Origin of the sequence: Bradyrhizobium sp. WBOS08 (assembly GCF_024585125.1) — a bacterium.
In the GTDB taxonomy this organism is placed as follows: Bacteria; Pseudomonadota; Alphaproteobacteria; order Rhizobiales; family Xanthobacteraceae; genus Bradyrhizobium; species Bradyrhizobium japonicum_B.
The window spans coordinates 282,010-306,036 of record NZ_CP028988.1; the positions used below are offsets into that span (position 1 = coordinate 282,010).

A 24,027-nucleotide genomic window follows, 5' to 3' on the forward strand; every position below is an offset into this window, starting at 1 on the left:
GGTTCACTCACCGCGCTTTGCGAGAATCTCCGCCAGCGCGCGCCGCGCGACGATGCCGAGCTCGCCGAGCGTCGAGTGCCCGGCCTGCGCCGCCTCGATCAGACGCTCGGCGATGATTCTGCGGCTGTCGTGATCTCCGCCATGCGGCAATTGCCGGCACGTCTGCTCCAGGACGACGTCCATGTTGGCTTTGGTGCGCTCACTCAACTCTGGCATGACGCTACTCTGGCATGACGCTCGGTCGCTACGCGTGGCTTGTAACCGCAAGCATACACAGGGGGATCGGGCATGATTAGCCCGGGCAATCACGGCCATTGTGCATCGCGATGCGTGCAGCGCCCACGACATTCGCGCGGCCACGATGCGTCGCAAACGACCACCGAAGATTGCACTTGCTCTGATGACAAGCTGAACCTGCAGCGATAGCCTGCCGGCAAAACGAAACATACGGGAGGAACTGCCATGTCTGACGCGATGGTTGCCACACGTGCCTCCGAGGAACACGGAACCGCTCAGCAGGTCGACGTCGCCGTGGTCGGCGCCGGCTTTGCCGGTCTCTATCTCCTGCACCGCCTGCGCAAGGCCGGCTTCAAGGCCGTCGCCCTTGAGGAGGCCGGCGACGTCGGCGGCACCTGGTATTGGAACCGCTATCCCGGCGCGCGCTGCGACATCCAGACCATCGACTACAGCTACACCTTCGATCCCGAGCTCGAGACCGCCTGGACCTGGTCGGAGAAATACGCGACCCAGCCCGAAATCCTGCGCTATCTCGGCTTCGTCGCCGACCGCTACGATCTCCGGCGCGACATCCGCTTCGGCACGAAGGTCACCGAAGCCAGATGGGACGAGACGGCGGAGCGCTGGCTGCTCAGCACCGACAATGGCGACCCGGTCTCCTGCCGCCATTACATCATGGCCACCGGCTGCCTCTCGGCGCCAAAGCCGCCGGAGATCGACGGCGTCAAGGATTTCAAGGGCGAGGTCTATTTCACCGGACGCTGGCCGCATGGCGGCGTCGATCTCGCGGGCAAGCGCGTCGCCGTGATCGGCACCGGCTCGTCGGCGATCCAGTCGATCCCGCTGATCGCCGAGCAGGCCGCGCATCTGACCGTGTTCCAGCGCACGCCGAACTTCGCGTTGCCCGCGCATAACGGTCCGGCGCCGTCGGACCGCATGAGCCTGCTGCAAAGCGACCGCACCGCCTATCGCGAGCAGGCGCGCCAGTCGATGGCCGGCGTGCCCTATCCGCAGCAGACGGTCGTGAGCTGGCAGTTGAGCGATGCCGAACGCCGTGAGCGGTTCGAGCGTGCCTGGGCGGCCGGCGACCTCGTCCACATCCTGACCCAGCTCTGGGCCGATCAGGCGGTCGACGTCGACGGCAACAAGATCGTCCAGGACCTGATCCGCGAGAAGATCCGCGCGGCGGTGAAGGACCCCGAGACCGCTGCCGCACTCATGCCGCACGACCACCCCTTCGGCGCCAAGCGGCCCTGCCTCGATACCAATTACTACGCCACCTACAACCGGCCCAACGTCACACTGGTCAACCTGCGCCAGGAACCGATCAAGGCGATCACGGCGAGCGGCATCGCGACCGACAAGCGCAGCTTCGACCTCGACGTCATCGTGTTCGCGACCGGGTTCGACGCCATGACCGGCGCGATCCGCGCCGTGCATCCGATCACCGGGCGCGGCGGCAAGTCGCTCACCGATGTCTGGGCGCAGGGGCCGCAGACCTATCTCGGCCTCACCGTCGCGGGCTTCCCGAACTTCTTCATGATCACCGGTCCGGGCAGCCCGTCGGTGCTGTCGAACATGGCGGTCTCGATCGAGCAGCATGTCGACTGGGTGGTCGACCGCCTGGCCGCGCTGCGCGATGCCGGCCTCACCACGATCGAGCCGACCGAGACGGCGCAGGCCGGCTGGAACAGGCACATGGCCGATTGTTCGATGCTGACGCTGCACCGGCTCGCCAACACCTGGTACACGGGCGCCAACGTGCCCGGCAAGGTGCAGGGCCTGATGCCCTATACCGGCGGCGTCGGTCCCTATCGCAGCATCTGCGACGAGGTGGTGAGCCGCGGCATGCTCGGCTTCAAGCTCACCGGCCCTGGTGGCGCCGCGCAATGCAATGACGGCGAGGTGGTGCGGCTGCAGCCGGACGTGCGGCTGGTGCTGAACCTGCTGGCCTCGCTCAACCTGCCGCCGATCGAGTCGATGGGCGCGGAAGGCGCGCGTGCGTTCGTGAACGAGTTCAACAAGAGCCGCCCCGCCGGACGGCCGATCGGCGACATCGTCGACGGCACCCTGCCCGTCGAGGGCGGCGCGCTGCCTTACCGCGTCTACAAGCCGGCGACGGCGGGACCGCATCCGGTCGTGGTGTATTTCCACGGCGGCGGCTGGGTGCTCGGCGACGAGCAGTCGGACGAGCCGTTCTGCCGCGACATGGTGAGGCGGACCGGCATGATGTTCGTCAGCGTCGGCTATCGTCACGCGCCGGAGCATCGCTTCCCGACCGCGGCCGAGGACGGCTATGCGGCGACGCGCTGGATCGCCGAGCACGCCGAAGAGCTCGGCGGCAGAGCAGGCCCGGTGCTGGTCGCCGGCTGGAGCGCCGGCGGCAACGTCGCCGCCGTCACCTGCCAGCTCGCGCGCGATCGTGGCGGGCCCGAGATCGCCGGCCAGCTCCTGATCTGCCCGGTCACCGATTGCAGCTTCGATCGACCCTCCTACAACGACAATGCGACCGGCTACTTCCTGACGCGCTCGCTGATGTACTGGTTCTGGGACCTCTACTGCTCGCCGGCCGACCGCACCGATCCGCGCGTCTCGCCGCTGCGCGGCAAGGTCGCCGGCCTGCCGCCCGCCTTCGTGGTGACCTGCGAGGTCGATCCGTTGCGCGACGAGGGAATCGCCTATGCCGAGGCGATGTCGGCCGCGGGCGTCCCGGTCGAGCAGCTGAAGGCGCACGGCCACTTCCACTCCTCCTTCACCATGGTCGACGTGGTGATCACGGGCGTACCGGGCCGGGTGCAGATGGCGGAAGCCTTGCGTCGCTTCGCCGGGCAGGCCAGCCCGGGGCACAAGATCGCGGCGGCGGCGAGCTGATCAGGCAAGGCGACCGGGAACCTTTTCCCGGCTGCTGCATTATGGCGTCGTGGCATTGAGATGCAGCGACAGGTGTAGGCCCCGGCACGCAGATCCGCGTGCTGGGGCGTTTTTTGCGTGAGGCGGGATGATGGGGGACGTTGTCGGGGAGTCAAAGGTCGATTTCGGTGCGCTTGCGGTGCTGAACAAATGGCCGTCGCTGGCCAATCAGCGTCAGCCGGACCGGGAGCCGTACCAGGTCGTCGAAGGTACGCTCGACGATTGCATCTCGGCATTCATGGACAAGCCGGTGGCGACCCGTCACCTCTATGAGATCCGCACCGTGGCGCAGCCGCCGCTCGTCACCGAGATTCTCTCGCCCGAGCACGTCATCGAGCTCTGGCGCCTCCGAGAGTTTCTCTGACGGCACTTCAAGGAATCGCGCAGGAACCTTCTTCCGGTTTGTCCCGTTAACGGGGATCGGAAGCCAAGTCCTAAGCCAAGTCGCGAGAGCCTGAGGATGCTTGAAGCTGGCGTACCATCATCGATCGTGCCCTACGGGGCGGACCAGACCTTGTTCGTGGTGGTCGATCGCCGCGACGAGAACACCGAGATCCGCATCGAGCGCAACGACCTCGAAGCCACGATCGGCGAGCTCGTCGCCGGCTGCTTCAACGACCCCATCAAGGTGATCTCCTTCAACACGCTCGAGCATTGGATGAAGGACATCTCGACCGACGTCGCCGGCGAGATCCGAGCGCGCTGCGACATCGACGGAAGGGAGCTGCCTGATTATCTCAGCGACTTCGTGGAAAGCCATTCCTGAAAGCGCTCTGCTTGCCCGAACAGGAAAAGCGCCGCGTCCACGGCGCATTTGGCGGTCACCTCGGCGGTGCCAACGCTCAGGACAAGGATTGTGAAGAGTCTAAGCGCGCCGGTACTTGCCGGCGATGACCTCGATCTCGCGGCGGCGTTCGTCCGCAAAGGCCAGCAGCCTTTCGATCGTCAGCGTATCCGTGATCCGTCTGGCGAGCCGCTCGGCGCGCGCGGCCTGATCTTCGAGATACTGGATCGTGTTCAAGCGTCGCTCTCCCCACTGCCCCAAACTGCCTTGATACCCATGGTGCTTGAGAAGCCGCTAACACCCGGTTAAGCGGCGGCGTGTGTTTGCGAGCCGTCCTATTGCACGACCTCGAGCCGGACATTGGTGATGCCCTTGTCGACCATGCCGAGCGCCTCGGCCGCGGACGGCGTGATGTCGACCACGCGTCCGCGAACATAGGGTCCGCGATCGTTCACCCGGACCGTGACGAAGCGGCCGGAATCGGTATCGGTGACGCGCAACTTGGTGCCGAACGGCAGAGTGGGATGCGCCGCGGTCAACTCGTTCTTGTCGAACCGTTCGCCGCTTGCGGTCTCCGTATCCGAATAGAAGCTGGCAATGCCGTGCGACACGGTTTGCTTTGCGTCCGCATCGGGAGCGCGCGCCCGGCTGATCGGGCGCGGATGCAGCGCCACCACGCGCTGCGGGCGCTCGACCGCGGCCTGCCGGCTGGCGCCGGCGAGATCGGCCTTCTGGCGGTCTACCGGCGCTTGCGCGCAGGCGGCAAGCGAGGCGGCGCCGGCGACGGCAAGCAACAGCCGGCATGAGGTCGCGAAGGACAACCGGGAAGCTTCGGCACGTGCAATGCGAGACATGATACGCCCTCCGAACGGGGGCGATTTTCGGTCGGCAATGAGGGCAGAACCTTGTCGGAACAAAAGCAGGCGTGCGGCCGCCGCCATTTCGCGTCAGCTGTGACGATTCCACCACAGTGACGCGTCCTGAATCGGGACAGCCGGCCAGGGAGGGCCGGCAACCCCCGGTGACTCAGTAATGCGGCTCGTACATCTGGGACTGGACCAGGGCCTTGACGTCGTTGGGCGCCGGTCCGGCCGCCAACCCGCGCTGATAGGCGACGTCGGCAACGGCCGCGGCGATGCGGACCGAGACCTCGCGAATGCGCGGCAACGCCGGATAGAGACTGCCCTGGGCGAGGTCCTCCTTGCCGACGCAATCGGCCAGCGTATGGGCCGCCGCCATGAACATCTCGTCGGTCACCAGCTTCGAACCGCTGGCGATGACGCCGAGGCCAACCCCGGGGAAGATGTAGGAATTGTTGCCCTGGCGCGGCACGAAGCTGCGACCGTTGAGCTTGACCGGATCATACGGGCTGCCGCAGGCGAACAGCGCCCGGCCCTCGGTGTAGCGATAGGCATCCTCGGCCGAGCATTCCGCCTTCGAGGTCGGGTTGGAGAGCGCAAACACGATCGGCTGTTCGTTGAGCTCGGCCATGGTCTTGAGCACCTCCGGTGTGAAGGCGCCGCCGACCGCGGCGACGCCGATGATCGCCGTCGGCTTCAGCGTCTTGATCGCGGTCAGGAAGTCGGAGATCGGCGCCTGGCCGGCATGCGCATAGCGCAGCTTGTGGCCGGAGAGACCATCGCGGCCGCCGACGACGAGGCCCCGGGAATCCACCAGCCAGTTGCGCCGGAGCGCGTCCGCTTCGCTGGCGCCTTCCGCCATCATGGCCGACACCACGAGATCGGCGATGCCGGTCGCCGCCTCGCCCGCGCCGAGGAACAGGATGCGCTGATCCCTGAGCTTGCCGCCGGAGATGCGCAAGGCCGAGAACAGGCCGGCCAGCGCCACCGCCGCGGTGCCCTGGATGTCGTCGTTGAAGACGCAGGCTTCGTCGCGATATTTGTGCAGCAGCTTGAACGCCGAATGATTGGCGAAATCCTCGAACTGGATCAGCACGCCCGGAAAGGTCTTTCGCGCAGCCTGCATGAACTCGTCGACGAAGCTGTCATAGGCCTCGCCCGTGAGCCGCCGCTCGCGCAGGCCGAGATAATAGGGATCGTTCAGCAGCTCTTCGTTGTTGGTGCCGACGTCGAGCACGATCGGCAGGCAGGATTCGGGATGCACGCCGGCGCAGGCCGAATAGAGCGAGAGCTTGCCGACCGGGATGCCCATGCCATTGGCGCCGAGATCGCCAAGCCCCAGAATGCGCTCGCCGTCGGTGACGACGATCAGCTTGGCCTGGTAGGGCCAGTTCTTCAGCAACTCGGCGATCTGGCCGCGATCGCGCGAGGAGATGAACATGCCGCGCGGCCGCTGGAAGATCAGGCCGTATTTCTGGCAGGCGAGCCCGACCGTCGGCGTGTAGATGATCGGCTGGATCTCGTCGATATGGTCGACGACGACGCGGAAGAACAGCGCCTCGTTGCGGTCATGCAGCGCGTTCAGCGCGACATATTTTTCCAGATCGGTCGGCAGCGTGCGCAGATTGGTGAGGACGCGCTGCGCCTGCGTCTCCATCGTCAGCACGCAAGGCGGCAGCAGGCCGCGCAGGCCGAGTGCGGCACGCTCGGATTCCGTGAAGGCGGTGCCCTTGTTGAGCAGGGGATCGCGCAGCAGCGCCATGCCTTGCGGCGGATTTGACGACGTCGATTGGGCAACGACCCGAGCAGGTCTATTCACGATTCCCCCAAGGAGCTTCACATTGAACGGTGGACATTGTCGGCCAGCGCTCCATCGAGATCAAGGACGTAGAGACTGCGGCGCCGATTGTGATCTCGCAATGCAGCGAGATTGCCGCGAACGACTGGCAGTGGCGCGAGCAAGAGTTAACGCGGCAAGACAGCTCTCTCGCCTCATGGTGAGGAGCGCGGTACGCGGGTCTCGAACCATGAAGGCCGAGATCTCGCCCGCGGCCATCCTTCGAGGCGGCCGCTGCACGGCCTCCTCCAGGATGAGGAAGAGTGCTTGCGGCGCCATGCACAGCTATTCCGGCTTGATATTGGCCGCCTTCACGATCGGCCACCATTTCGCGGTCTCGGCCTTCTGGAAAGCCGAGAGCGCCGCAGGCGTCTGCTGGTCGGGCGGTGGTATCTCCTGACCCAATTCGGCAAAGCGCCGCTTGACCGCGGCATCGGCAAGCACGGCGACGATGGCCGCGTTGAGCTTGGCCACGATCTCCTTCGGCGTGGTCTTCGGTGCCCAGATGCCGTGCCAGTAGGAAATATAGAGCCCCGGCAGGCCCGCCTCGTCCACGGTCGGAATGTCGGGAGCGGGCTGGAGACGGAGTGAACGCTGCCGGCTGGACGGAGGCAAGCCGGAAATTTCCGCGGGCGACTAACCGGCCGCCCGTCTTGGCGTCAGACTGGCGGCACCGTCTGCCGGCGGCGCGATGTGCATCAGGATGGTCTGGGTGGCGGATGCGATGTTGATGCCATTCTGCTGGAAGCGCAGCTTCATGCGGCGGTTGAATTCGCGCTGGACCGGCCAGCGCCCGGCCTCGGTGCAGCGGATCTGGCCGACGATCGACACCATCGCGCCGTCCACCTTGTCGATGCCCCACAGGTCGAGGTCGCCGCGGATCAGCGCGCGGAATTCCGGTTCGCGGCGCATCTCGTCGACGATGTCCTTGAGGATCTGGCCGGCGCGGTCGGTGTCTTCCCTGTAGGCGACGTTGACGCTGACCGAGGCATTGCCGGCGCCGCGGCTGGCATTGGTGATGGTCGTGACCGCGCTGAACGGCACGATGTGCACCGCGCCGTCGCCCGCGCGCAGGCGGATGGTGCGGATCGAGACGTTCTCGACCGTCCCGGAAAGCCCCGACACGCTGACATTGTCGCCGACCTGCACCGTGTTCTCCAGCAGCAGGAACAGACCCGTGATGAGATCCTGCACCAGCTTCTGCGAGCCGAAGCCGATGGCGATGCCGACAATGCCGGCGCCCGCCAGCAGCGGCGCGACATTGACGCCGATCTCGCTCAGCGCGGTGAGGCCGACGATCGTTGCGATCAGGCAGAGCAGCGCGGTGCGCAGCATCGGCTGAAAGGTGCGCAGGCGCGCGGCGCGGGCATAGTGCCCATCGCGCGACAGCGTGTTGATCTGGCGATCCAGCAGCGCGTTGCTGGCTTCCCAGATCGCGGCTGCGATGAAGACGGCGAGGCCGATCGTCACAAAAGCGGAGATCAGCCGGCTGCCGATCTGTCCGCCGTAGAACCAGACGATGGCGTCCACACCCCAGACTTCGAGCACCGCCACCAGGCCGATGAAGACGATCACGCTAGATACGATCTTGCGCAGCAGCGGCAAATAGCGGTTGGCGCGGATCTCGAGGCCCGGAAAGCGCTGGAGAATCTCCGGCTGGATCCGGAAGCCGCGGTCGATCAGGCTCAGCGTCAGCATGACGGCGAGCCGCGTGATCACGGCGACCACGATGGTGCCGACGAAATATTGCAGCAGCAGCGAATAGCCGTTGCGGATGTTGAGCGCCCACACCGCCCACAGCGCCAGATCCAGGGCGATGGCGAGATAATGCCAGCCGCCGGCGATGCGGTTGCGCAGGCGGGCCGCGATCCCCTGCCGGTCGGCCGGCGCGCGGATGGCCTCGGCGACCTGCCGCCGGCATTGCAGGATGATGACGACGACGAAGAGGTGCACGATCAGCATCACCATGCGCAGCAGCGCGGCGTAGCCGGCGCGGTGCAGACCGAGCAGCAGCGCGACATTGGCAAAGGCGATGCCGGTGACGCCGACGCCGACGATGCGGCGCGCCCAGATCTCGACATAGGCCGCCGTCTCGGCGCGCACCGGAAACAGGCCGAACGGCCCTGCCAGCGCGCGCACCACGCAGATGAGCCCGCGCGAGAACGCGTAGGCGTTGACGACGGCGAGGATCACGAGGCGGACCGTGGTGGGCTGGCCGATCTCGGTGCCGAGCAGCGCGGTCGCGACGCCCACGAAGACGAGAACGGGAAGCAGCTCGAGCACGAGGCGGCCGAACACGGGGGGCAGCCGCAGCATGACCTGCCAGACGCGCGCGAGGCTGTGACGGCGCTTGTGCAGTTCGGGCGCGGGGGTGACATCGGCGACCGAAGACGGCGGATCGGCAATCGGCAGCACCTGCGCCGGCAGATGCGCGGCTTGCGGCACGCATCCTTCGAGGAAAACAACCGGGCGGCGGATCAGGCGGAACAGCACCCATTCGGCCAGCAGCGCGCAACCGAGAACCAATGCGAGCTTCCAGGCGATCTCGATCAGGAGGTTATAGGCCGCGGGATCGTTGGCGGTCCGCACGATCCAGTAATAGAACGCCGGGAAATGCGTGATCGTCCGCGCCACGCTGGCGATCTGGCTCGAGATCTCGCCGATCTCCTCGGACACCGTGAGCAGGAGCTGCGCACCGAGGCCGTCGGCCGAGAGCGGAATCGGCGACGTCTGCCCGGGCGCGGGCGTCGCGGGCTGCTGCGGACCGGACGCGTTGGCGATCGCGCGCAGCGTGTCGATCATCTGCGCGCGTTTCTTCTCGTCCTGGAGCGTCTCGAGCGCTCGCCTGGCCTCCTCGGGCGACAACGCGGCGGCATTGGTCGTCGGCGGCTGCGCCTGCTCGGCGCGAACGCTGGGGAAGGAGAGCGCGAGGAAGAGAACGGCGAGGAAAGCTTGGGCAAGCTTATGCGACACGAGGATTCCCTGAAAAAAATGCATGTGCCGGCGGCGTCGGGACCACCGAAACACATGCGTCATGTCGGATTGCCGCTATTCGCCCCTCGCCTGTGTCGGAAATTGGCCTTCGAGGCGACATTCTCTTGGCATTTGTTGCAATGCGAAGATCGGGGGAACTGCGTCTCCGAAGCGCCCCTCGCGAGAGGTCGCGCTTAGGTCGGAGACCATCGCGGTCTGAGCGCGCGCCTGGTCCTTCGAGACGACCGCTTCGCGGTCTCCTCAGGATGGGGCTAAGCAGCACCGGCACTCGTTGAAACTGCAGCCGCGCACGCGATCCTCTTCCTGAGGGCTCGCCAACGGCGGGCATCTCGAAGGATGCGCGGGGAGCGGTTCTCCTGCGATCACTCCGTCATTCCGGCGTTAGCTCGGAATGACGGCGAGGAGGAAGGACGACAAAATGCAGGATGTGATAGGACGCTTGTCGCGGCGCCCTCCCCGCGGCCATGCGACACGATCGATGGTGATCAAAAATACAGCGCCGGGAAGGTAGGGGCTCTGCCTTACTGATGCAGCCCGCTAAACCTTGACCCGGCGTGCCGTTCGCGGTTTTCGCCGCTATGCGATAGTCCGAACGAGCTCCATCGCACTTAACGCGGCTGGATTTGCGGAGGTGGTGTCATAGACCTCCCCTTGCTCATGAGGTGGACGTTGCGCGTCGCTTGTTTGCGACCATCGGCATGGTCCTCCCGTGACACAAAACTGTCAAGCAGGATCAGCCGGGTGAAACATCACAATTCAACACGCCGGTTCCGCAAGGAGGCGCCGCGCGTCTGTTTTGTCCGACGCGACAAATTCGTCAAATCAGAACGCCCTCCCGGCGGCCTCCAAGTCCTTGATTTTGCTTCCACCGGCTACTGTGCATGGGGTTGTTTTCGCGTCTTTCTTGTCTTGTCCCGTTCCTCTTCCTTCTCCAGCGCCTTGCGCACCTCGTCGAACTCCCGCAGCGAGGCCTTGTCGGCACGGGGAAAGCGCAGGTCGAGCTTTTCGAGCGTCGCATTGATCACCGAGCCGATCACGACGCGCGCGAACCATTTGTGGTCGGCCGGCACGACGTACCAAGGCGCGTGAGACGTCGCCGTGTGCCGGACGATGTCCTGGTAGACCGCCTGGTAACGCGGCCACAGCGCGCGCTCCTCGATGTCGCCCATGGAGAATTTCCACTGCTTGGCCGGATCCTGCAGCCGGTCGAGGAAGCGCTCGCGCTGCTCGTCCTTGGAGACGTTGAGGAAGAACTTCAGCACCACGGTGCCGTTGCGGCAGAGATAGCGCTCCCATGCGGAGATGTCTTCGAACCGCTCCTTCCAGATGTTCTTGGTGAGGAGCCTCTGCGGCAGCTTCTCCTTGGCGAGAAGCTCCGGATGCACGCGCGTCACCAGGCATTCCTCGTAGTGGGAACGGTTGAAGATGCCGATACGGCCGCGCTCGGGCAGCGCGATCACATGGCGCCAGAGGAAGTCGTGGTCGAGCTCCTTGCTGCTCGGCGCCTTGAAGGCATGGACCTCGCAGCCCTGCGGGTTGATGCCTTCGAAGATCGCCTTGATGGCACTATCCTTGCCGCCGGCGTCCATGGCCTGGAACACGATCAGCAGCGACCAGCGGTCCTGCGCGTAGAGCTTCTCCTGAAACTCGGTCAGCCGCTTCTTGTTGGCGTCGAGTATCGCCTGCGCCGCCTCCTTGTCGAGACCGCCCTTCTCGCTGGTCTTGTGATCCTTGAGATGAAACTTGCCCGAGCCGTCATAGCGGAACGGCGTGATGTAGCGGTCAAGCTCCTGGGCGAGCGGCTTGGACGGTTTCTTGCTCATGAGCGCGGGGCACCTTGCGTTGCGGCTTCAATCGGTCGAGCAAGCTACCAAGGATGCCCTTGGGAAGGAATATGATGAAAAGCACGAGCAATAGCCCGTAGACAAGGTTGTCCCAGCCGACCGCCTTGGTACCGAAACCGATGCGCAGGGTCTCGGCCAGCATGATGGTGATGATGGCGCCGACGGTCGGGCCGAGCGAGACGAACAGGCCGCCGACGATGGCCGCGAACACCATCTGCAGCGACACCGCGATGCCGCTGACGGTGTCGGGCGTGATGAACATCTGGTACTGGCAGTAGATCGCGCCCGCCAGCGCCGTCATCAGGGCGCTGAGCAGCGTGATTTTCAGCTTCTCCGCGGTGACGTCGACGCCGGCGGCGGCCGCCGCGTCCTCGTCCTCCGAGATCGCCTCCAGCGCATAGCGGGCCATGCTGCGGTCGACCCAGTGCCAGACCACGATGCCGAACAGCCAGACCCCGAGCGCGATCAGGTACCAGGTCGTCTTGTCGTCGAACTGCAGCGCCAGCAGCTTGCTGCCCGAGGTCCGGTTCGGCGTGTAGCCCAGCGAGCCGCCGGTGTAGTCGCGCGTCGCGGTGATGACCTGGAGCACGATGCCCGACAGCGCCAGCGTCACCAGCACGAAATAATGCCCGGTGATGCGGAAACGGAAGCAGGGATAGCCGACGATCAGCGCCAGCGCGCCGGCCGCGATCATGCTGATGGGAATCCCGATCCAGGGCGAAAGCCCTGCGTGATTCCACAGCAGCGCGGTGACATAGGCGCCGATCCCCATGAAGCCGCCGTGCCCGAGCGAGACCAGGCCGAAACGTCCCATCACCGACCAGGAGGTGTAGGCGAACGACCAGATCAGGATCAGCACCAGGATGTGCAGATGATAGGGATCGCGATAGACGAACGGCAGCGCGACCAGCGCCGCCAGGCCTATTCCCCATGCCGCAAGCCGCCCCTGCCCCATCATCGGCGCCTCGCCAGCAGGCCCGCGGGCCGGATGAACATCATGACGATGAAGAAGGCGAAGGCGAGCACATAGCCCCATTCGAGATCGGAGAACAGGCCGCCGAGCGAGATGATCTCGGCAAAGACGAAGGCGGCAATGAAGCCGCCGATGAAATTGCCGAGACCCCCGAGCACGCAGATGAGGAAGGTGATCGGCCCGAACGACAGGCCGACGAAGGGGTGCACGTCATATTGCAGCACGAGAAGGCAGGCGGCGAGCCCGGCCAGCGCGCCGCCCAGCGCGGAGGTGATGAGATAGATCCGCCTGGTGTCGACGCCCATCAGCGCCATGATCTGGCGGTCCTGCGAGATGGCGCGGATCGCGGTGCCGGTGAAGGTGCGCGTCATGAACAGGTAGACCGCGACCATGCCGACCAGCGCCGCCAGGAACGACAGCAGCCGCGCATAGCTGAAATTCATGTCGCCGAAGGCGAGCACCGGCAGGCGGATGCCGAGATTGCGGAAGTCGATGCCGAAGGCGACGGTGGCAAAGCTCTGCAGCACGAACAGAACACCGCCGGTCGCGAGCAGCTGGTTGATCGGCGGCGCGGTCAAGAGCGGCGCGATCACGAGGTAATGCAGCGCCGCGCCAAGCATGGCCACCAGCATGATGGTGAGCGGGGCGGCAACGAAATAGCTGACGCCGTAAACCTGCACCAAGAAATACATGCCGTACATGCCGATCATCACCAGCTCGGCGTAGCAGATCCAGGTCACGTCGATGACGCCGAAGATCAGGTTGAGCCCGAGCGCGAGCAGCGCCAGCACGCCGCCGAGCAGGATGCCGTTGATCACGGCCTCCAGCAGGTAGATGTCGAAGACGTCGAGGAATCCCTGCATGCCCATCACACCCCGAGATACGCTTCCTTGACCGTATCGCTCGCCAGCATCTCGGCCGCGGTGCCGGACGCGCGGATCGAGCCGGCCTCGATCAGATAGGCGCGATCGACCACTTTCAGCACCTGCTGCACGTTTTGCTCGACGATCAGCACCGTCAGCCCGCTGGCGCGGATCCGCTTCACCAGCTCGAACACCTGCTGCACCACGACCGGCGCGAGACCCGCCGACGGCTCGTCGAGCAGCAGCAATTTCGGATTGGACATCAGCGCGCGGCCGATCGCGCACATCTGCTGCTCGCCGCCGGACATCGTGCCGGCCATCTGGTGCCGCCGCTCCTTCAGGCGCGGGAACAGGTCGAACACGACCTCGAGCCGCTCGGCATAATGCCCGCGCGCCTCCTTCATGAAGGCGCCCATCTTGAGATTGTCGTCGACCGTGAGCTGCGGAAACAATCGCCGGTTCTCCGGCACATGCGCGATGCCGAGGCTGACGATCTTGTGCGGCGGCGTTGTCACGACGTCGACGCCTTCCATCCGGATCGAGCCGCGCGAGGGCCGGATCAGGCCGGAGATGACGCGCATCAAGGTGGTCTTGCCGGCGCCGTTGGGGCCGATGACGCCGACCGCCTCGCCGGCCCTGACGTCGAGGCTGACGTCGAACAGCGCCTGGAACGTGCCATAGCCGGCATTGACGGCGCGGAGCTCCAGCATCGGCTAGCCTCCCGCGCGGCGGCGCGCTTCGGCGGCCGCGGCCTGCGTGGTCTCGGCATCGGTGCCGAGATAGACCTCGATGACGCGCGGATCGCCGGCGACCGCACTCGGCAGGCCTTCCGAGATCTTCTCGCCGTGATCGAGCACCATGACCCGATCGACGACGCGCATCAGGACGCCCATGATGTGCTCGACCCAGATGATGGTGATGCCGAGCTCGTCGCGGATGTTGCGCAGCATGTCGGCGGCCTGGTCCATCTCGGCCTCGTCGAGGCCGCCGAGGCTCTCGTCGGCCAGCAGCAGCTTCGGCGCGGTGGCGAGCGCCTTGGCGAGCTCGAGCTTCTTCAGGCCGGCGGCGCCGAGGCCGTCGACGCTGGCATGGCGATCGGTCGGCAGGCCGACCATGGCGAGCGAACGCTCGGCCGCCTCCTCGGCCTTGACGCGACTGTGGCGGCCCTGCCCGTAAAAGCCGGCGAGCGCGACGTTCTCGAAGATGGTCAGGCGGCGGAACGGCCGCGGAATCTGGAAAGTGCGGCCGATGCCGCTGTTGATGATCCGGTGCGGGGCAAGACCCGCGATCTCGGAGCCGCCGAACAGGATCGAGCCCGAGGTCGGCGCCAGCGTGCCGGAGAGCATGTTGAAGATCGTGCTCTTGCCCGAGCCGTTGGGGCCGATCAGGCCGAGAATCTCGCCCTGGTCGACCCGAAACGACACGTTGTTCACGGCGGTGAAGCCGCCAAACCGCTTCACCAGCCCGCTGACTTCCAGCACCAAAGCTCTCCGCCGCTACTGGTTGCTATAGGTAGTGCCCTTCGGCAGCGGCAGCACGGCCTCGCGCTGCGCCTGGCTCTTGGGCCACACCACGTAGGATTTGTCGTCGACGTACTGGATCACGACGGGGAACGAGCGCTCGTTCTGGCCGGCCATGGGCGAGCCCTCGCCGTGGAATTTGACGCCGAAGCCGAGCATGGTGCCGCCTTCGGGGATGTCGGTGTCGAGTGCTGCCTTGCGCAGGGAGTCGGGATCGGTGCCGCCATATTTCTTGATCGCTCGCGGCAGCACGTCGGTCAGGAACAGATGGGTGTTGGAGGCCGCCATGCCGACATGAGCCGAACGGATGGCGAGGCCCGGCTTGCGCTTGTCGAACTCCTCGCCGACCGCCTTGATGATCGGCGGCAGCTTCGGATCCATGCTCTTCTGGTTGGCGAGCCAGATCGAGATCGGATCGGTGTTGAAGACGTAGTTGACGTCGGCGCCGAGGCCTTCCTTCAGCTTCTCGTAGACCCCGTAGCCCGCGCCATGTCCTACCAGGGCTCCGAACTTCAGCCCCTGCTCGCGCGCTTGCCGGAGCAACAAGGTGATGTCGGGATTGTAGCCGGTGTGGAAGACCACATCCGGCTTGGCCCGCTTCAGCTTGGTGACCAGCGCAGACAAGTCCGGGGCCGTGGCCGAATAGCCTTCCCTGAGAACGATGTTGAAGCCGGCCTTCTTGGCACCCGCTTCGTTGCCCTTGGCAACGTCGACGCCGTAGGCGCCGTCCTCATGGATGATGGCGACCCGCAGGTCCTTCGGCTCCTTGCCCAGCTTCTCCTTGGTGTTCTGCGCGATGAAGTCCATCGTCATCATGCCGAACTGATCGCCGGAGGCCTGCGGCCGAAACACGTATTTGTAGTTCTTGTTCTCCAGCACCGCAGACGAAATGCAGGTCGTGATCCACATGAACTTCTTCAATTGCTCGACGCGCGCTGCCACCGGCACGCACTGCGCCGAGGAAAAGAAGCCGAGCAGCATGTCGACCTTTTCCTGCTCGATCAAACGGATCGCTTCATTGATGGCGACATCCGGCTTGCTCTGAGCATCGGCATAGATCGCCTCGATCTTGTAGCCCTCGACGTCCTTGCCGCTGTACTGATCCAGCATGATTCTCGCGCCGGTATATTGCAGCTCCGAGCCGCCGCCGGCGAGCGGGCCCGTCAGATCATAGATGACACCGATCTTGAGCTTCTTGTCCTGGGCCTTGTCTTGGGCCTCGGCGGACACCGCCAAGCCTGTCGCCGATATCGCGACCAACAGCCCACGTAGCAAACGGGCAGCCATGCGCATGCGCATCAGAACCTCCCTGGACGATTGTGCGTTGCATTCGTCTTGATCTTGCTTGCCCCCATCACATGGGCAGAGCGCAGGGATGTCAAGCCTTGCGCATCAGCGCGAGGCGAACTGCTGCTCGATAAAGGCCGTGACAAATCGCGGCATGGTCGGCCTCAGATCACTCATCCCGCGCACGAGATGGATGGCCGACAATTCGGGCTCGTCCTCGCGGGCGAGGTTGGCTTCGATCCGGGCGCGGGCCTCCTCCCCCGACATATCCAGGTTGAGCACCTGCATCATCGCAATCGTCGGACCGCTGACGACGCAGTGCCATTCCGGCTCGGCCCGGTAGTCCGCCGGCGTCAGGCCGGTCTCCTCCTCGAGCTCGCGGACGACGCTGCCGGGGATGTCCAGCGCGCCGTCCCTGACGTCGTCGAGATCGGGCGTGCCCGACGGGAAGTAGATACGGCCCGCATTGGCGGTGTGCTGCGCCATCTCGCCCATGATGAAGGCGCCGTCGGAGGTACGCAGCGCGCCCATGCCGAAACCGTTGAACACGGGGACGCCGGGAAAACCCCAGTCGCGCCAGGCGAGGAAGCTTGCGAAATCGGTCTCGAAATAGGTGGAAGCGAAATGGCCGCCCGCGAACACGGGATCGCGTCCGAGCAGGACCCGGCCGTTCCAGATCTTCGGCCGCTCGCGCTGCTTCTCGGCGAAGTGCGCCGCGATCTCGTCACGGCGCTCCTCCGCGAACGGCCAGACGATAGGCCGCACCGCAAGAGCGAGCGTCGTGACGCGATGAATGATCGACGACGTCATGCGGGACGACTATCGCGTCAGCTATTTGACGTTTCCCGTGGTCTTCTTGGCTTGCTCGACGAACTTGTTGGTGAAGGTCTTGCTGACGTCGATCTTGGCATTGGCCACCTCGGGCGAGCCGACGCTGAACACCGCGAGCACGGCGTCCGCCCCCTTCGGGTCCATCTTGCCGGTCTCCGAGTACATCGGGATCGTGTTCTTCAGCGCGGCGAGATAGAGATCCTTGTTCTTGCCGACCGTCTCTTCCGGCATCTTCGCCATGATCTCCTCCGGCGAGTGCGAATGGATCCAGGCGAGCGTGGCGAGGATGGCATTGGTGAGCGCCTGCGCCTCCTTCTCGTGGCCGTTGATCCAGGCCAAGGTCGAGTAGAGCGCGCCGCCGGGATACTCGCCGCCGAACGTCTCGAGCGTATCCTTCTGCGTGCGGGTGTCCGAGAGGATGCGCAGATCCTTGTGGCTGCCCTGAAGCACGGTCACCGAGGGATCGAGCATCACCGCCGCGTCGATCTGGCCCTGCTGCATGGCGGCGACCGCGGTGGCGCCGAGACCGACGCCGATCACGGCGACGCTGGTGGGATCGATCCCGTTCTTCTTGAGCATGTATTTGAGGAAGAAGTCGGTGGAGGAGCCGGGCGCGCTCACGCCGACCTTCTTGCCGGCGAGATCCTTGACCGACTTGATCTCATTGGTCCGCGAGGGCGCAACCACCAGCACGAGGCCGGGATAGCGGTCATAGACCACGAAGGACTGGAGCTCCTGCTTCTTGGCGGCGAGATTGACGCAATGGTCGAAATAGCCGGAGACGACGTCGGCGCTTCCGCCGAGCACGGCCTTCAGCGCGTCCGAGCCGCCCTTGAGATCGACCAGCTCGACGTTGAGGCCGGCCTTCTCGTATTCACCGAGCTGCCTGGCCAGCACCGTCGGCAGATAGCACAGGCAGGAGCCGCCGCCGACCGCGATGGTGACCTTGCTTTGCGCCTGGGCGAGCGAGACGGTGAGCGTCAGCGCGAGCAGTGCGGCGGCGAGCCTGGCAATCGTGTTCTTCATTGGTTTCCTCCGTTCGGCCGGCGGCACCATAGAGCAGCAGGGCTGCCTTGAGAAGCGCTCCGCCGGCCATTCAATCGAGACCGTTACAGCTTACCCCCGCCCGTCCGACGCCGTCGGCCGCCACACCAGCAGGCGCCGCTCCACCAGCGTCACCCCGAAGTCGATCAGGATCACGAACGCGGAGAGCACGAACATGCCGGCGAACACGCCGGCGACGTCGAACACGCCCTCGGCCTGCTGAATGAGGTAGCCGAGCCCTGCCGCAGACCCCAGATATTCGCCGACCACCGCGCCGACCACGGCGAAGCCGACCGAGGTGTGCAGCGAGGAGAACATCCAGGACAGCGCCGAGGGCCAATAGACGTGCTGCATCAGCTGCCGCTCGCTCATGCCGAGCATGCGGCCGTTGTCGAGCACGGTGCGGCTGACCTCTTTCACGCCCTGATAGACGTTGAAGAACACGATGAAGAACACCAAGGTGACGCCGAGCGCGACCTTGGACCAGATGCCGAGACCGAGCCACAGCGCGAAGATCGGCGCCAGCACCACGCGGGGCAGTGCGTTGATCATCTTCACGTAAGGATCGAACACCGCCGCCACCAGCGGCTGGCGCGCGAACCAGAAGCCGACCAGCACGCCGCCGAGCGAACCGATTACGAAGGCGAGGATCGATTCCGTCAGGGTGATGCCGAGATGCTTCCAGATCACGCCGGAGGAAAACCACTTCACGATCTGGCTGAAGACGTCGAGCGGGTTGGAGAAGAAGAACGGCGGCAGCAGGATCTTGCCGAACACGGGGACGGTCGACAGCACCTGCCACAGCACGATGCAGACGACCGCGACCAGGACCTGCAGCGCAAGCAGCGTCGGGCGCGACATCAGACCGTCTCCGCCGCTTGCGTGGATTGCGCGTAGCCCTTCATCACCTCGTCCTTGAGCACGCTCCAGATCTCGCGATGCAGTTCGTGGAACTCCTTGTCCAGCCGCACCTCGAAGATGTCGCGCGGGCGGGCTAAGCTGACGCGCCAATCGCCGATGATGCGCGAGGACGGACCGGCCGACATGATCACGACGCGGTCGGCGAGCGCGATCGCTTCTTCCAGATCGTGGGTCACGAACAGCACCGCCTTGCGGTCGGCGCTCCACAGATCGAGCAGCAGATTGCCCATTACCTGGCGAGTCTGCGCATCGAGCGGCCCGAACGGCTCGTCCATCAGCAGGATCTTGGGATCGCGGATCAGCACCTGCGCCAGCGCCACGCGCTTGCGCTGACCGCCGGAGAGCATGTGCGGATAGCGACCCGCGAAGGCGCCAAGGCCGACCGAGGTGAGCCATTGCTGCGCGCGCGGCAGCGCCTCGGCCCGCGGCGTGCCCTTGATCTCGAGCCCGATCGCGACATTGTCGAGCGCGGTCTTCCAGGGGAACAACGCATCGGCCTGGAACAAATAGCCGGCATCCCGGTTCAGCCCGGCCAGCGGCCGGTCGAAAATCCTGACGCTGCCGGCGGCCGGCTTCAGCAGCCCCGCCGCGACGTTGAGCAGCGTCGATTTCCCGCAGCCCGTGGGGCCGACAATGGCCACGAACTCGCCCTGCGCAACCGCAAGATGGGCTTTCTCCACCGCCGTATAGACCCGCCCGTCCCCAAGCCGGAACGCGACCTTGGCATCTTCCAGCGCCACCGCCGTGGGCGTCGACATAGGCTTCCTCCGAATTTCGCTTGATGCCTTAGCCGCTCGCGCGGCCAAGTTCAATCAAGGCGCCAAGCGTGCTACGCATGGGGCCACCCTCCTGACCTGCCAGGGAAGGACAAGCGCGAGCCTCCTTGAGATGCCTTCCAAACCGGCCATCAGTTATTCCCACGTCAGCAAGAGCTTCGGCTCGCTCAGGGCTGTCGACGACGTGTCGCTCGATGTCGCCGAAGGCGAGTTCGTGGCCATCGTGGGGAGCTCGGGCTCGGGCAAGACGACGCTGCTGCGGCTCGCCAACCGGCTGATCGAAGCCGATGGCGGCACCATCAGTGTCGAGGGCGAGGACGTGCAAAGCGTCGATCCGGTCGCGCTGCGGCGGCGGATCGGCTACGTCTTCCAGAGCGGCGGGCTGTTTCCGCATTTGAGCGTCGCTGACAATATCGGGATCACACCCAAATTGCTGGGCGCGCCGGCGGCGGGCATCGCTGCGCGCGTCGACGAGCTGCTCGCGCTCGTCCAGCTCGACCGCGATGCGCATCGCGACCGCCTGCCGGCCGCGCTCTCCGGCGGCCAGCGCCAGCGCGTCGGCGTGGCGCGGGCGCTTGCGGCGAAGCCTCGCATCGTGCTGATGGACGAGCCCTTCGGCGCGCTCGATCCGCTCACCCGCGACGCGCTCGGCGAGGATTATCGTTCGCTGCACCGCAAGCTCGGCCTGACCAGTGTGATGATCACGCATGACATCACCGAGGCGATCCTGCTCGCCGACCGCATCGCGGTGATGCGCGGCGGGAAGCTGCTCGCCCAGGGCACCCCTGCCGAGCTGTCGACCAGCAGCGAGGCCTATGTGCTGGAGCTGTTGCGCACGCCGCGCCGCCAGGTCGAACGGCTGAACGCGCTGCTGCCGCCGGGCGGCGCGGCATGAGCGTGCTTGCCGATCCACGCTGGGGCGAGGCGCTGGCGCATCTGCCCGATTACCTCGGCAACCACGTCCGGGTCAGTCTGGCCGCGCTCGCGCTCGGTCTCGCCGTCAGCCTGCCGCTGGCGATCCTGACGCGCAACCGCCCGGCCCCGCGCGCCGTCCTGCTCGCGGTCGCCAGCATCGTGCAGACGGTGCCGGGTCTGGCGCTGCTCGCGCTGTTCTATCCGCTGCTGCTGCTGGCGGCATCGGTGACGCTGGCCTGGTTCGGCGTGTCCTTCTCGGCCTTCGGTTTCCTGCCGGCGATGCTGGCGCTGGCGCTCTATTCGATGCTGCCGGTGCTGCGCAACGGCATCGCCGGGCTCAACGGCATCGATCCCGCGCTGATCGAGGCCGCCAAGGGCGTCGGCATGACAACACGCCAGTCGCTGATCATGGTCGAGCTGCCGCTGGCGTTGCCGGTGATGATGGCGGGCATCCGCACAGCCGCGGTGTGGGTGATCGGCACCGCGACGCTGTCGACGCCGATCGGACAAACCAGCCTCGGCAATTACATCTTTGCCGGACTTCAGACCCAGAACTGGGTGTTCGTGCTGTTCGGCTGCTTTGCCTCGGCCCTGCTCGCACTCGCCGTCGATCAGCTGCTCGGCCTGATCGAAGGTGGCCTGCGCCAGCGCAGCCGTGCCCGCTCCGCGCTCGGCGCGGCCGGCGTCGCAGCGTTGGTCGCCGCCACGCTGGTCCCGACGATGGGACGCTCGTCGCAGGGCTATGTCGTCGGCGCCAAGACCTTCGCCGAGCAATATGTGCTGTCGGCGCTGCTCAGGGACCGCCTGCAGGCCGCCGGCCTCTCCGCGACGGCGCGCTCGGGGCTCGGGTCCAGCGTGATCTTCGGGGCGTTGAAGGCCGGCGACATCGATCTCTGTGTCGATTATTCCGGCACGCTCTGGGCCAACCAGCTGCATCGCACCGACATCAAGCCGCGCGCCGAGCTGATCGCGGAGCTGAAGAGCGCGCTCGCGAAGGACAACATCACCTTGCTCGGCGAGCTCGGCTTCGAGAATGCCTATGCGCTGGTGATGCCGAAGCAACGTGCCGAGGCGCTCGGCATCCGCACCATCACCGATCTCGCCGCGCACGCATCGACGATGTCGATCGCCGGCGACTACGAATTCTTCTCGCGGCCGGAATGGGCGGCGCTGCAGAAAGCCTACGGCCTCTCGTTCCGCGCCCAGCGCCAGATGCAGCCGGACTTCATGTATGCGGCGGTGGCCAGCGGCGAGGTCGACGTGATCGCCGGCTACACCAGCGACGGCCTGATCGCGAAATACGACCTGGTCGCGCTCGACGATTCCAAGCATGCGATTCCGCCTTACGACGCAATCCTGCTGCTGGCACCGAAGCGCGCCGGCGACGAGCGGCTGCAGGCCGCTCTCAAGCCCCTGCTCGGCAGGATCGACATCGCCACCATGCGCGAGGCCAATCTGCGCGCCAGTGGCAATGACGCGAACTCCTCGCCGGACGCGGTGGCGAAGTGGCTGTGGGGCAAGGTAGCGCGATAGACCCGGATTTCGTAGGGTGGGCAAAGGCGCGTAAGCGCCGTGCCCACGATCTCTTCAATGCGGTGAGAATGGTGGGCACGCTCCGCTTTGCCCACCCTACAAGCGTAGCGATCGCCGCTACAGCCCCCGGATCATCCCCGCATCGATCAGCAGGCGGTTCAGCCGCCGCGCTTCGGCGCCGTCCTTGCAGCCGTAGAAGACGCCCTTGCAGCGGAGCATGATCTCCTTCTGCTCGGCAAAGGACGGGTCGAGCGGGATGCCCGCGGCCTCCTGGATCACCAGGGGCAGATAGGGGCCGTCGATCGTGTCCATCACGGCCTCGCTTTTGACCGGCTGGAAATTCAAGGCGTCGATCGCGTAATAGGTCGCATAGAGGCGCGGATCGTAGGCGTCGAGCTTCTTGCCGAGAGCGCCCTCGTCCAGCCCGGGCTCGAGGATGGCAGGCGCGAACTCAGGCTGATGATCGCCGTAACGCACGATCAGGAAGGGCTCGCCCGGAAATTTCTTCTTCAGCCCCGCGACGAACGCCTTGTACTGCTCGGCGCTCATCGCCTGCCGGCGCAGGTATTCGTCGATGGACGCCACATTGCCCGGCGCTCGCCAGTTCGGCAGCAGCTCGGGACGGAAGCGCGTCTCCCAGGGGAAATGGTTGGCGCCGAGATAGATGAAGGTGAACAGCGGCTTGTTGGGCGGCTGCTGGCCGATCAGCTGCAGCGCCTTGTCGTAGAAGAAGCTGTCGGGCTCGACGTCCTTGGCGCCGAGATCCTTGGAATCGAGGAAGCGTTCGATTCCGGTGGTCGTCTGAAAGCTGCGGGCGGCCATGAAGCCGCCATGGGCGGGATAAAGCGACATCGTGTCGTAGCCGCAGCGGCGCAGCGCCAGCGGCAGACCGCGCTCGACGCGGCTCGAGGCGATGCGTGTCACGAAATAGGCGAAGCGGCCGAACGAACGCGAGGAGAGCCCCGCCAGCACGTTGTATTCGGTGAACCAGCTCGGCCCGCCATTGCTCTCCGCCAGGAACGTGCGCTGCTTGCCGTCCCAGGATTTGAAGTGGCTGCCATAGCCCTGCGGCACCTTGATGCCGCGGGCGGCGCGGATGTCGAAGCTCGATTCATCATGGATCATGATGATGTTCGGCCGGCGCCCGGCGGGGTGGCAGGAATCAACCAGCGGGATATTGAGCCGCTCATTGGTCGCCGCGGCCGATTCCATGAAACCGTATTGCACGAAATCGGAGACCGAACTGACGCCGGAGCGGAAGAACTTCGAGAGATAACCGTCGTCGTAATAGCCGCGCCAGGCCTCGTCAGGGTGATAGAGCGAATAGAAGACCAGCGCGGCAAGACAGGCCAGCTTGCAGGCGAGCGCGGGCAGGCGGCGGATGCGGAAGGGATCAAGCCACCACAGCGCATACATCAGCGGCAGCGTGACCAGGCCGGCCAGGATCACCGACCAGCGCAAATTCGGGAAGATCGCGAACAGGAACGCGACGGTGTCGCGGTCGATCATCATCAGGTCGATGAAGTTGACCGTCATCTGCACGACATCGTGCTTCAGCCGCGACAGCAGCACCAGCACGACCACCATGGTCAACGACAGCGCGCCGGAGAGGGCCGGCCGGCGCAGCAATGTGATCCAGAAGAAATTGAGGATGCCCCAGGCCAGCGCGAACGAGAGCCGCGAGCCGAAATCGGTCTCGGTCTGGTACATCAGCGCGAGGGCGGCAAGGTGCGGCGCGGCCACGGCGAGCAGCCGCCAGATGCCGAGCGCGGCGACGCTCGCCAGCACGGCGGTGGTGGCAGAAGGACCTGGATTGGGCGCGGACGCCATCGAGGACACGCAACTCTGGTCCGGTGCGGTGATGCCAAGCCGTCTGGCCGGCCCGAAAACGACCAGGG

21 protein-coding genes and 1 pseudogene are annotated in these 24,027 nt (G+C 65.6%); 5 read left to right on the forward strand and 17 right to left on the reverse strand.

Annotation, left to right across the window (positions count from 1 at the left end):
• Positions 1 to 3: 3 nt before the first annotated feature.
• Positions 4 to 216: a hypothetical protein gene (locus tag DCM80_RS01330; RefSeq protein ID WP_257195388.1), complete on the reverse strand. Its 213-nt coding sequence runs from the start codon at positions 214 to 216 to the stop codon at positions 4 to 6.
• Between the two features lie 246 nt (positions 217 to 462).
• Between DCM80_RS01330 and DCM80_RS01335 the strand changes: the two genes are divergently transcribed.
• The 3 genes from DCM80_RS01335 to DCM80_RS01345 all read left to right on the forward strand — a co-directional run bounded on the left by DCM80_RS01335 (position 463) and on the right by DCM80_RS01345 (position 3,913).
• A complete protein-coding gene (locus DCM80_RS01335; protein WP_257195389.1) occupies positions 463 to 3,108 on the forward strand; it encodes an alpha/beta hydrolase fold domain-containing protein in 2,646 nt (881 codons plus the stop codon).
• A gap of 130 nt (positions 3,109 to 3,238) precedes the next feature.
• The gene (locus tag DCM80_RS01340) at positions 3,239 to 3,511 is read left to right on the forward strand and encodes a hypothetical protein (RefSeq protein ID WP_306594655.1); all 273 of its coding nucleotides are present in this window, start codon (positions 3,239 to 3,241) and stop codon (positions 3,509 to 3,511) included.
• 96 nt (positions 3,512 to 3,607) lie between these two features.
• On the forward strand, positions 3,608 to 3,913 hold the full coding sequence (locus DCM80_RS01345; RefSeq protein WP_257195392.1) for a hypothetical protein: 306 nt from the start codon (positions 3,608 to 3,610) through the stop codon (positions 3,911 to 3,913).
• 99 nt (positions 3,914 to 4,012) lie between these two features.
• Here DCM80_RS01345 and DCM80_RS01350 read toward each other — a convergent pair whose 3' ends face one another.
• The 15 genes and pseudogenes from DCM80_RS01350 to DCM80_RS01420 all read right to left on the reverse strand — a co-directional run bounded on the left by DCM80_RS01350 (position 4,013) and on the right by DCM80_RS01420 (position 19,663).
• Complete coding sequence (locus DCM80_RS01350) at positions 4,013 to 4,168, reverse strand: hypothetical protein (protein ID WP_196236077.1); 156 nt, start codon at positions 4,166 to 4,168, stop codon at positions 4,013 to 4,015.
• Between the two features lie 98 nt (positions 4,169 to 4,266).
• Positions 4,267 to 4,785, reverse strand: a complete 519-nt coding sequence (locus DCM80_RS01355; RefSeq protein WP_257195393.1) for a septal ring lytic transglycosylase RlpA family protein — start codon at positions 4,783 to 4,785, stop codon at positions 4,267 to 4,269.
• A gap of 172 nt (positions 4,786 to 4,957) precedes the next feature.
• Positions 4,958 to 6,610, reverse strand: a complete 1,653-nt coding sequence (locus DCM80_RS01360) for an NAD-dependent malic enzyme (RefSeq protein ID WP_257195394.1) — start codon at positions 6,608 to 6,610, stop codon at positions 4,958 to 4,960.
• A 303-nt stretch (positions 6,611 to 6,913) separates the two neighbouring features.
• Positions 6,914 to 7,219, reverse strand: a pseudogene (locus DCM80_RS01365) (tripartite tricarboxylate transporter substrate-binding protein); the annotation flags it as partial.
• Positions 7,220 to 7,264: 45 nt separating this feature from the next.
• Positions 7,265 to 9,601, reverse strand: a complete 2,337-nt coding sequence (locus DCM80_RS01370) for a mechanosensitive ion channel domain-containing protein (RefSeq protein ID WP_257195395.1) — start codon at positions 9,599 to 9,601, stop codon at positions 7,265 to 7,267.
• An 893-nt stretch (positions 9,602 to 10,494) separates the two neighbouring features.
• Positions 10,495 to 11,445, reverse strand: a complete 951-nt coding sequence (locus DCM80_RS01375; RefSeq protein WP_257195396.1) for a polyphosphate kinase 2 family protein — start codon at positions 11,443 to 11,445, stop codon at positions 10,495 to 10,497.
• Positions 11,405 to 12,424 carry a branched-chain amino acid ABC transporter permease gene (locus DCM80_RS01380; RefSeq protein ID WP_257195397.1) on the reverse strand — a complete coding sequence of 340 codons (1,020 nt, stop codon included), beginning with the start codon at positions 12,422 to 12,424 and terminating at the stop codon, positions 11,405 to 11,407. The genes DCM80_RS01375 and DCM80_RS01380 overlap by 41 nt, the downstream gene beginning before the upstream one ends.
• Positions 12,421 to 13,302 (reverse strand): branched-chain amino acid ABC transporter permease, encoded by an 882-nt coding sequence (locus DCM80_RS01385; RefSeq protein ID WP_257195398.1) that lies wholly within the window; start codon positions 13,300 to 13,302, stop codon positions 12,421 to 12,423. Before DCM80_RS01385 ends, DCM80_RS01380 begins: the two co-directional genes overlap by 4 nt.
• A gap of 5 nt (positions 13,303 to 13,307) precedes the next feature.
• Positions 13,308 to 14,012, reverse strand: a complete 705-nt coding sequence (locus tag DCM80_RS01390) for an ABC transporter ATP-binding protein (protein ID WP_257195399.1) — start codon at positions 14,010 to 14,012, stop codon at positions 13,308 to 13,310.
• Positions 14,013 to 14,015: 3 nt separating this feature from the next.
• Complete coding sequence (locus DCM80_RS01395) at positions 14,016 to 14,783, reverse strand: ABC transporter ATP-binding protein (RefSeq protein ID WP_028137973.1); 768 nt, start codon at positions 14,781 to 14,783, stop codon at positions 14,016 to 14,018.
• 15 nt (positions 14,784 to 14,798) lie between these two features.
• Entirely contained in the window at positions 14,799 to 16,121 is a 1,323-nt protein-coding gene (locus tag DCM80_RS01400; RefSeq protein ID WP_257195400.1) for an ABC transporter substrate-binding protein, read from the reverse strand.
• 93 nt (positions 16,122 to 16,214) lie between these two features.
• Entirely contained in the window at positions 16,215 to 16,919 is a 705-nt protein-coding gene (locus DCM80_RS01405; RefSeq protein ID WP_257195401.1) for an NUDIX hydrolase, read from the reverse strand.
• Positions 16,920 to 16,940: 21 nt separating this feature from the next.
• Complete coding sequence (locus tag DCM80_RS01410) at positions 16,941 to 17,966, reverse strand: ABC transporter substrate-binding protein (protein ID WP_257195402.1); 1,026 nt, start codon at positions 17,964 to 17,966, stop codon at positions 16,941 to 16,943.
• 90 nt (positions 17,967 to 18,056) lie between these two features.
• Positions 18,057 to 18,845: an ABC transporter permease gene (locus DCM80_RS01415; RefSeq protein ID WP_257195403.1), complete on the reverse strand. Its 789-nt coding sequence runs from the start codon at positions 18,843 to 18,845 to the stop codon at positions 18,057 to 18,059.
• Positions 18,845 to 19,663, reverse strand: coding sequence for an ABC transporter ATP-binding protein (locus DCM80_RS01420; RefSeq protein WP_257195404.1), 819 nt, complete (start codon positions 19,661 to 19,663; stop codon positions 18,845 to 18,847). The genes DCM80_RS01415 and DCM80_RS01420 overlap by 1 nt, the downstream gene beginning before the upstream one ends.
• Positions 19,664 to 19,793: 130 nt before the next feature.
• Between DCM80_RS01420 and DCM80_RS01425 the strand changes: the two genes are divergently transcribed.
• Positions 19,794 to 20,576: an ATP-binding cassette domain-containing protein gene (locus DCM80_RS01425; protein WP_257195405.1), complete on the forward strand. Its 783-nt coding sequence runs from the start codon at positions 19,794 to 19,796 to the stop codon at positions 20,574 to 20,576.
• Entirely contained in the window at positions 20,573 to 22,129 is a 1,557-nt protein-coding gene (locus tag DCM80_RS01430) for a glycine betaine ABC transporter substrate-binding protein (RefSeq protein WP_257195406.1), read from the forward strand. Before DCM80_RS01425 ends, DCM80_RS01430 begins: the two co-directional genes overlap by 4 nt.
• A gap of 117 nt (positions 22,130 to 22,246) precedes the next feature.
• Here the strand turns inward: DCM80_RS01430 and DCM80_RS01435 are convergent, their stop codons facing one another.
• Complete coding sequence (locus tag DCM80_RS01435) at positions 22,247 to 23,959, reverse strand: sulfatase-like hydrolase/transferase (protein ID WP_257195407.1); 1,713 nt, start codon at positions 23,957 to 23,959, stop codon at positions 22,247 to 22,249.
• Positions 23,960 to 24,027 lie beyond the last annotated feature (68 nt).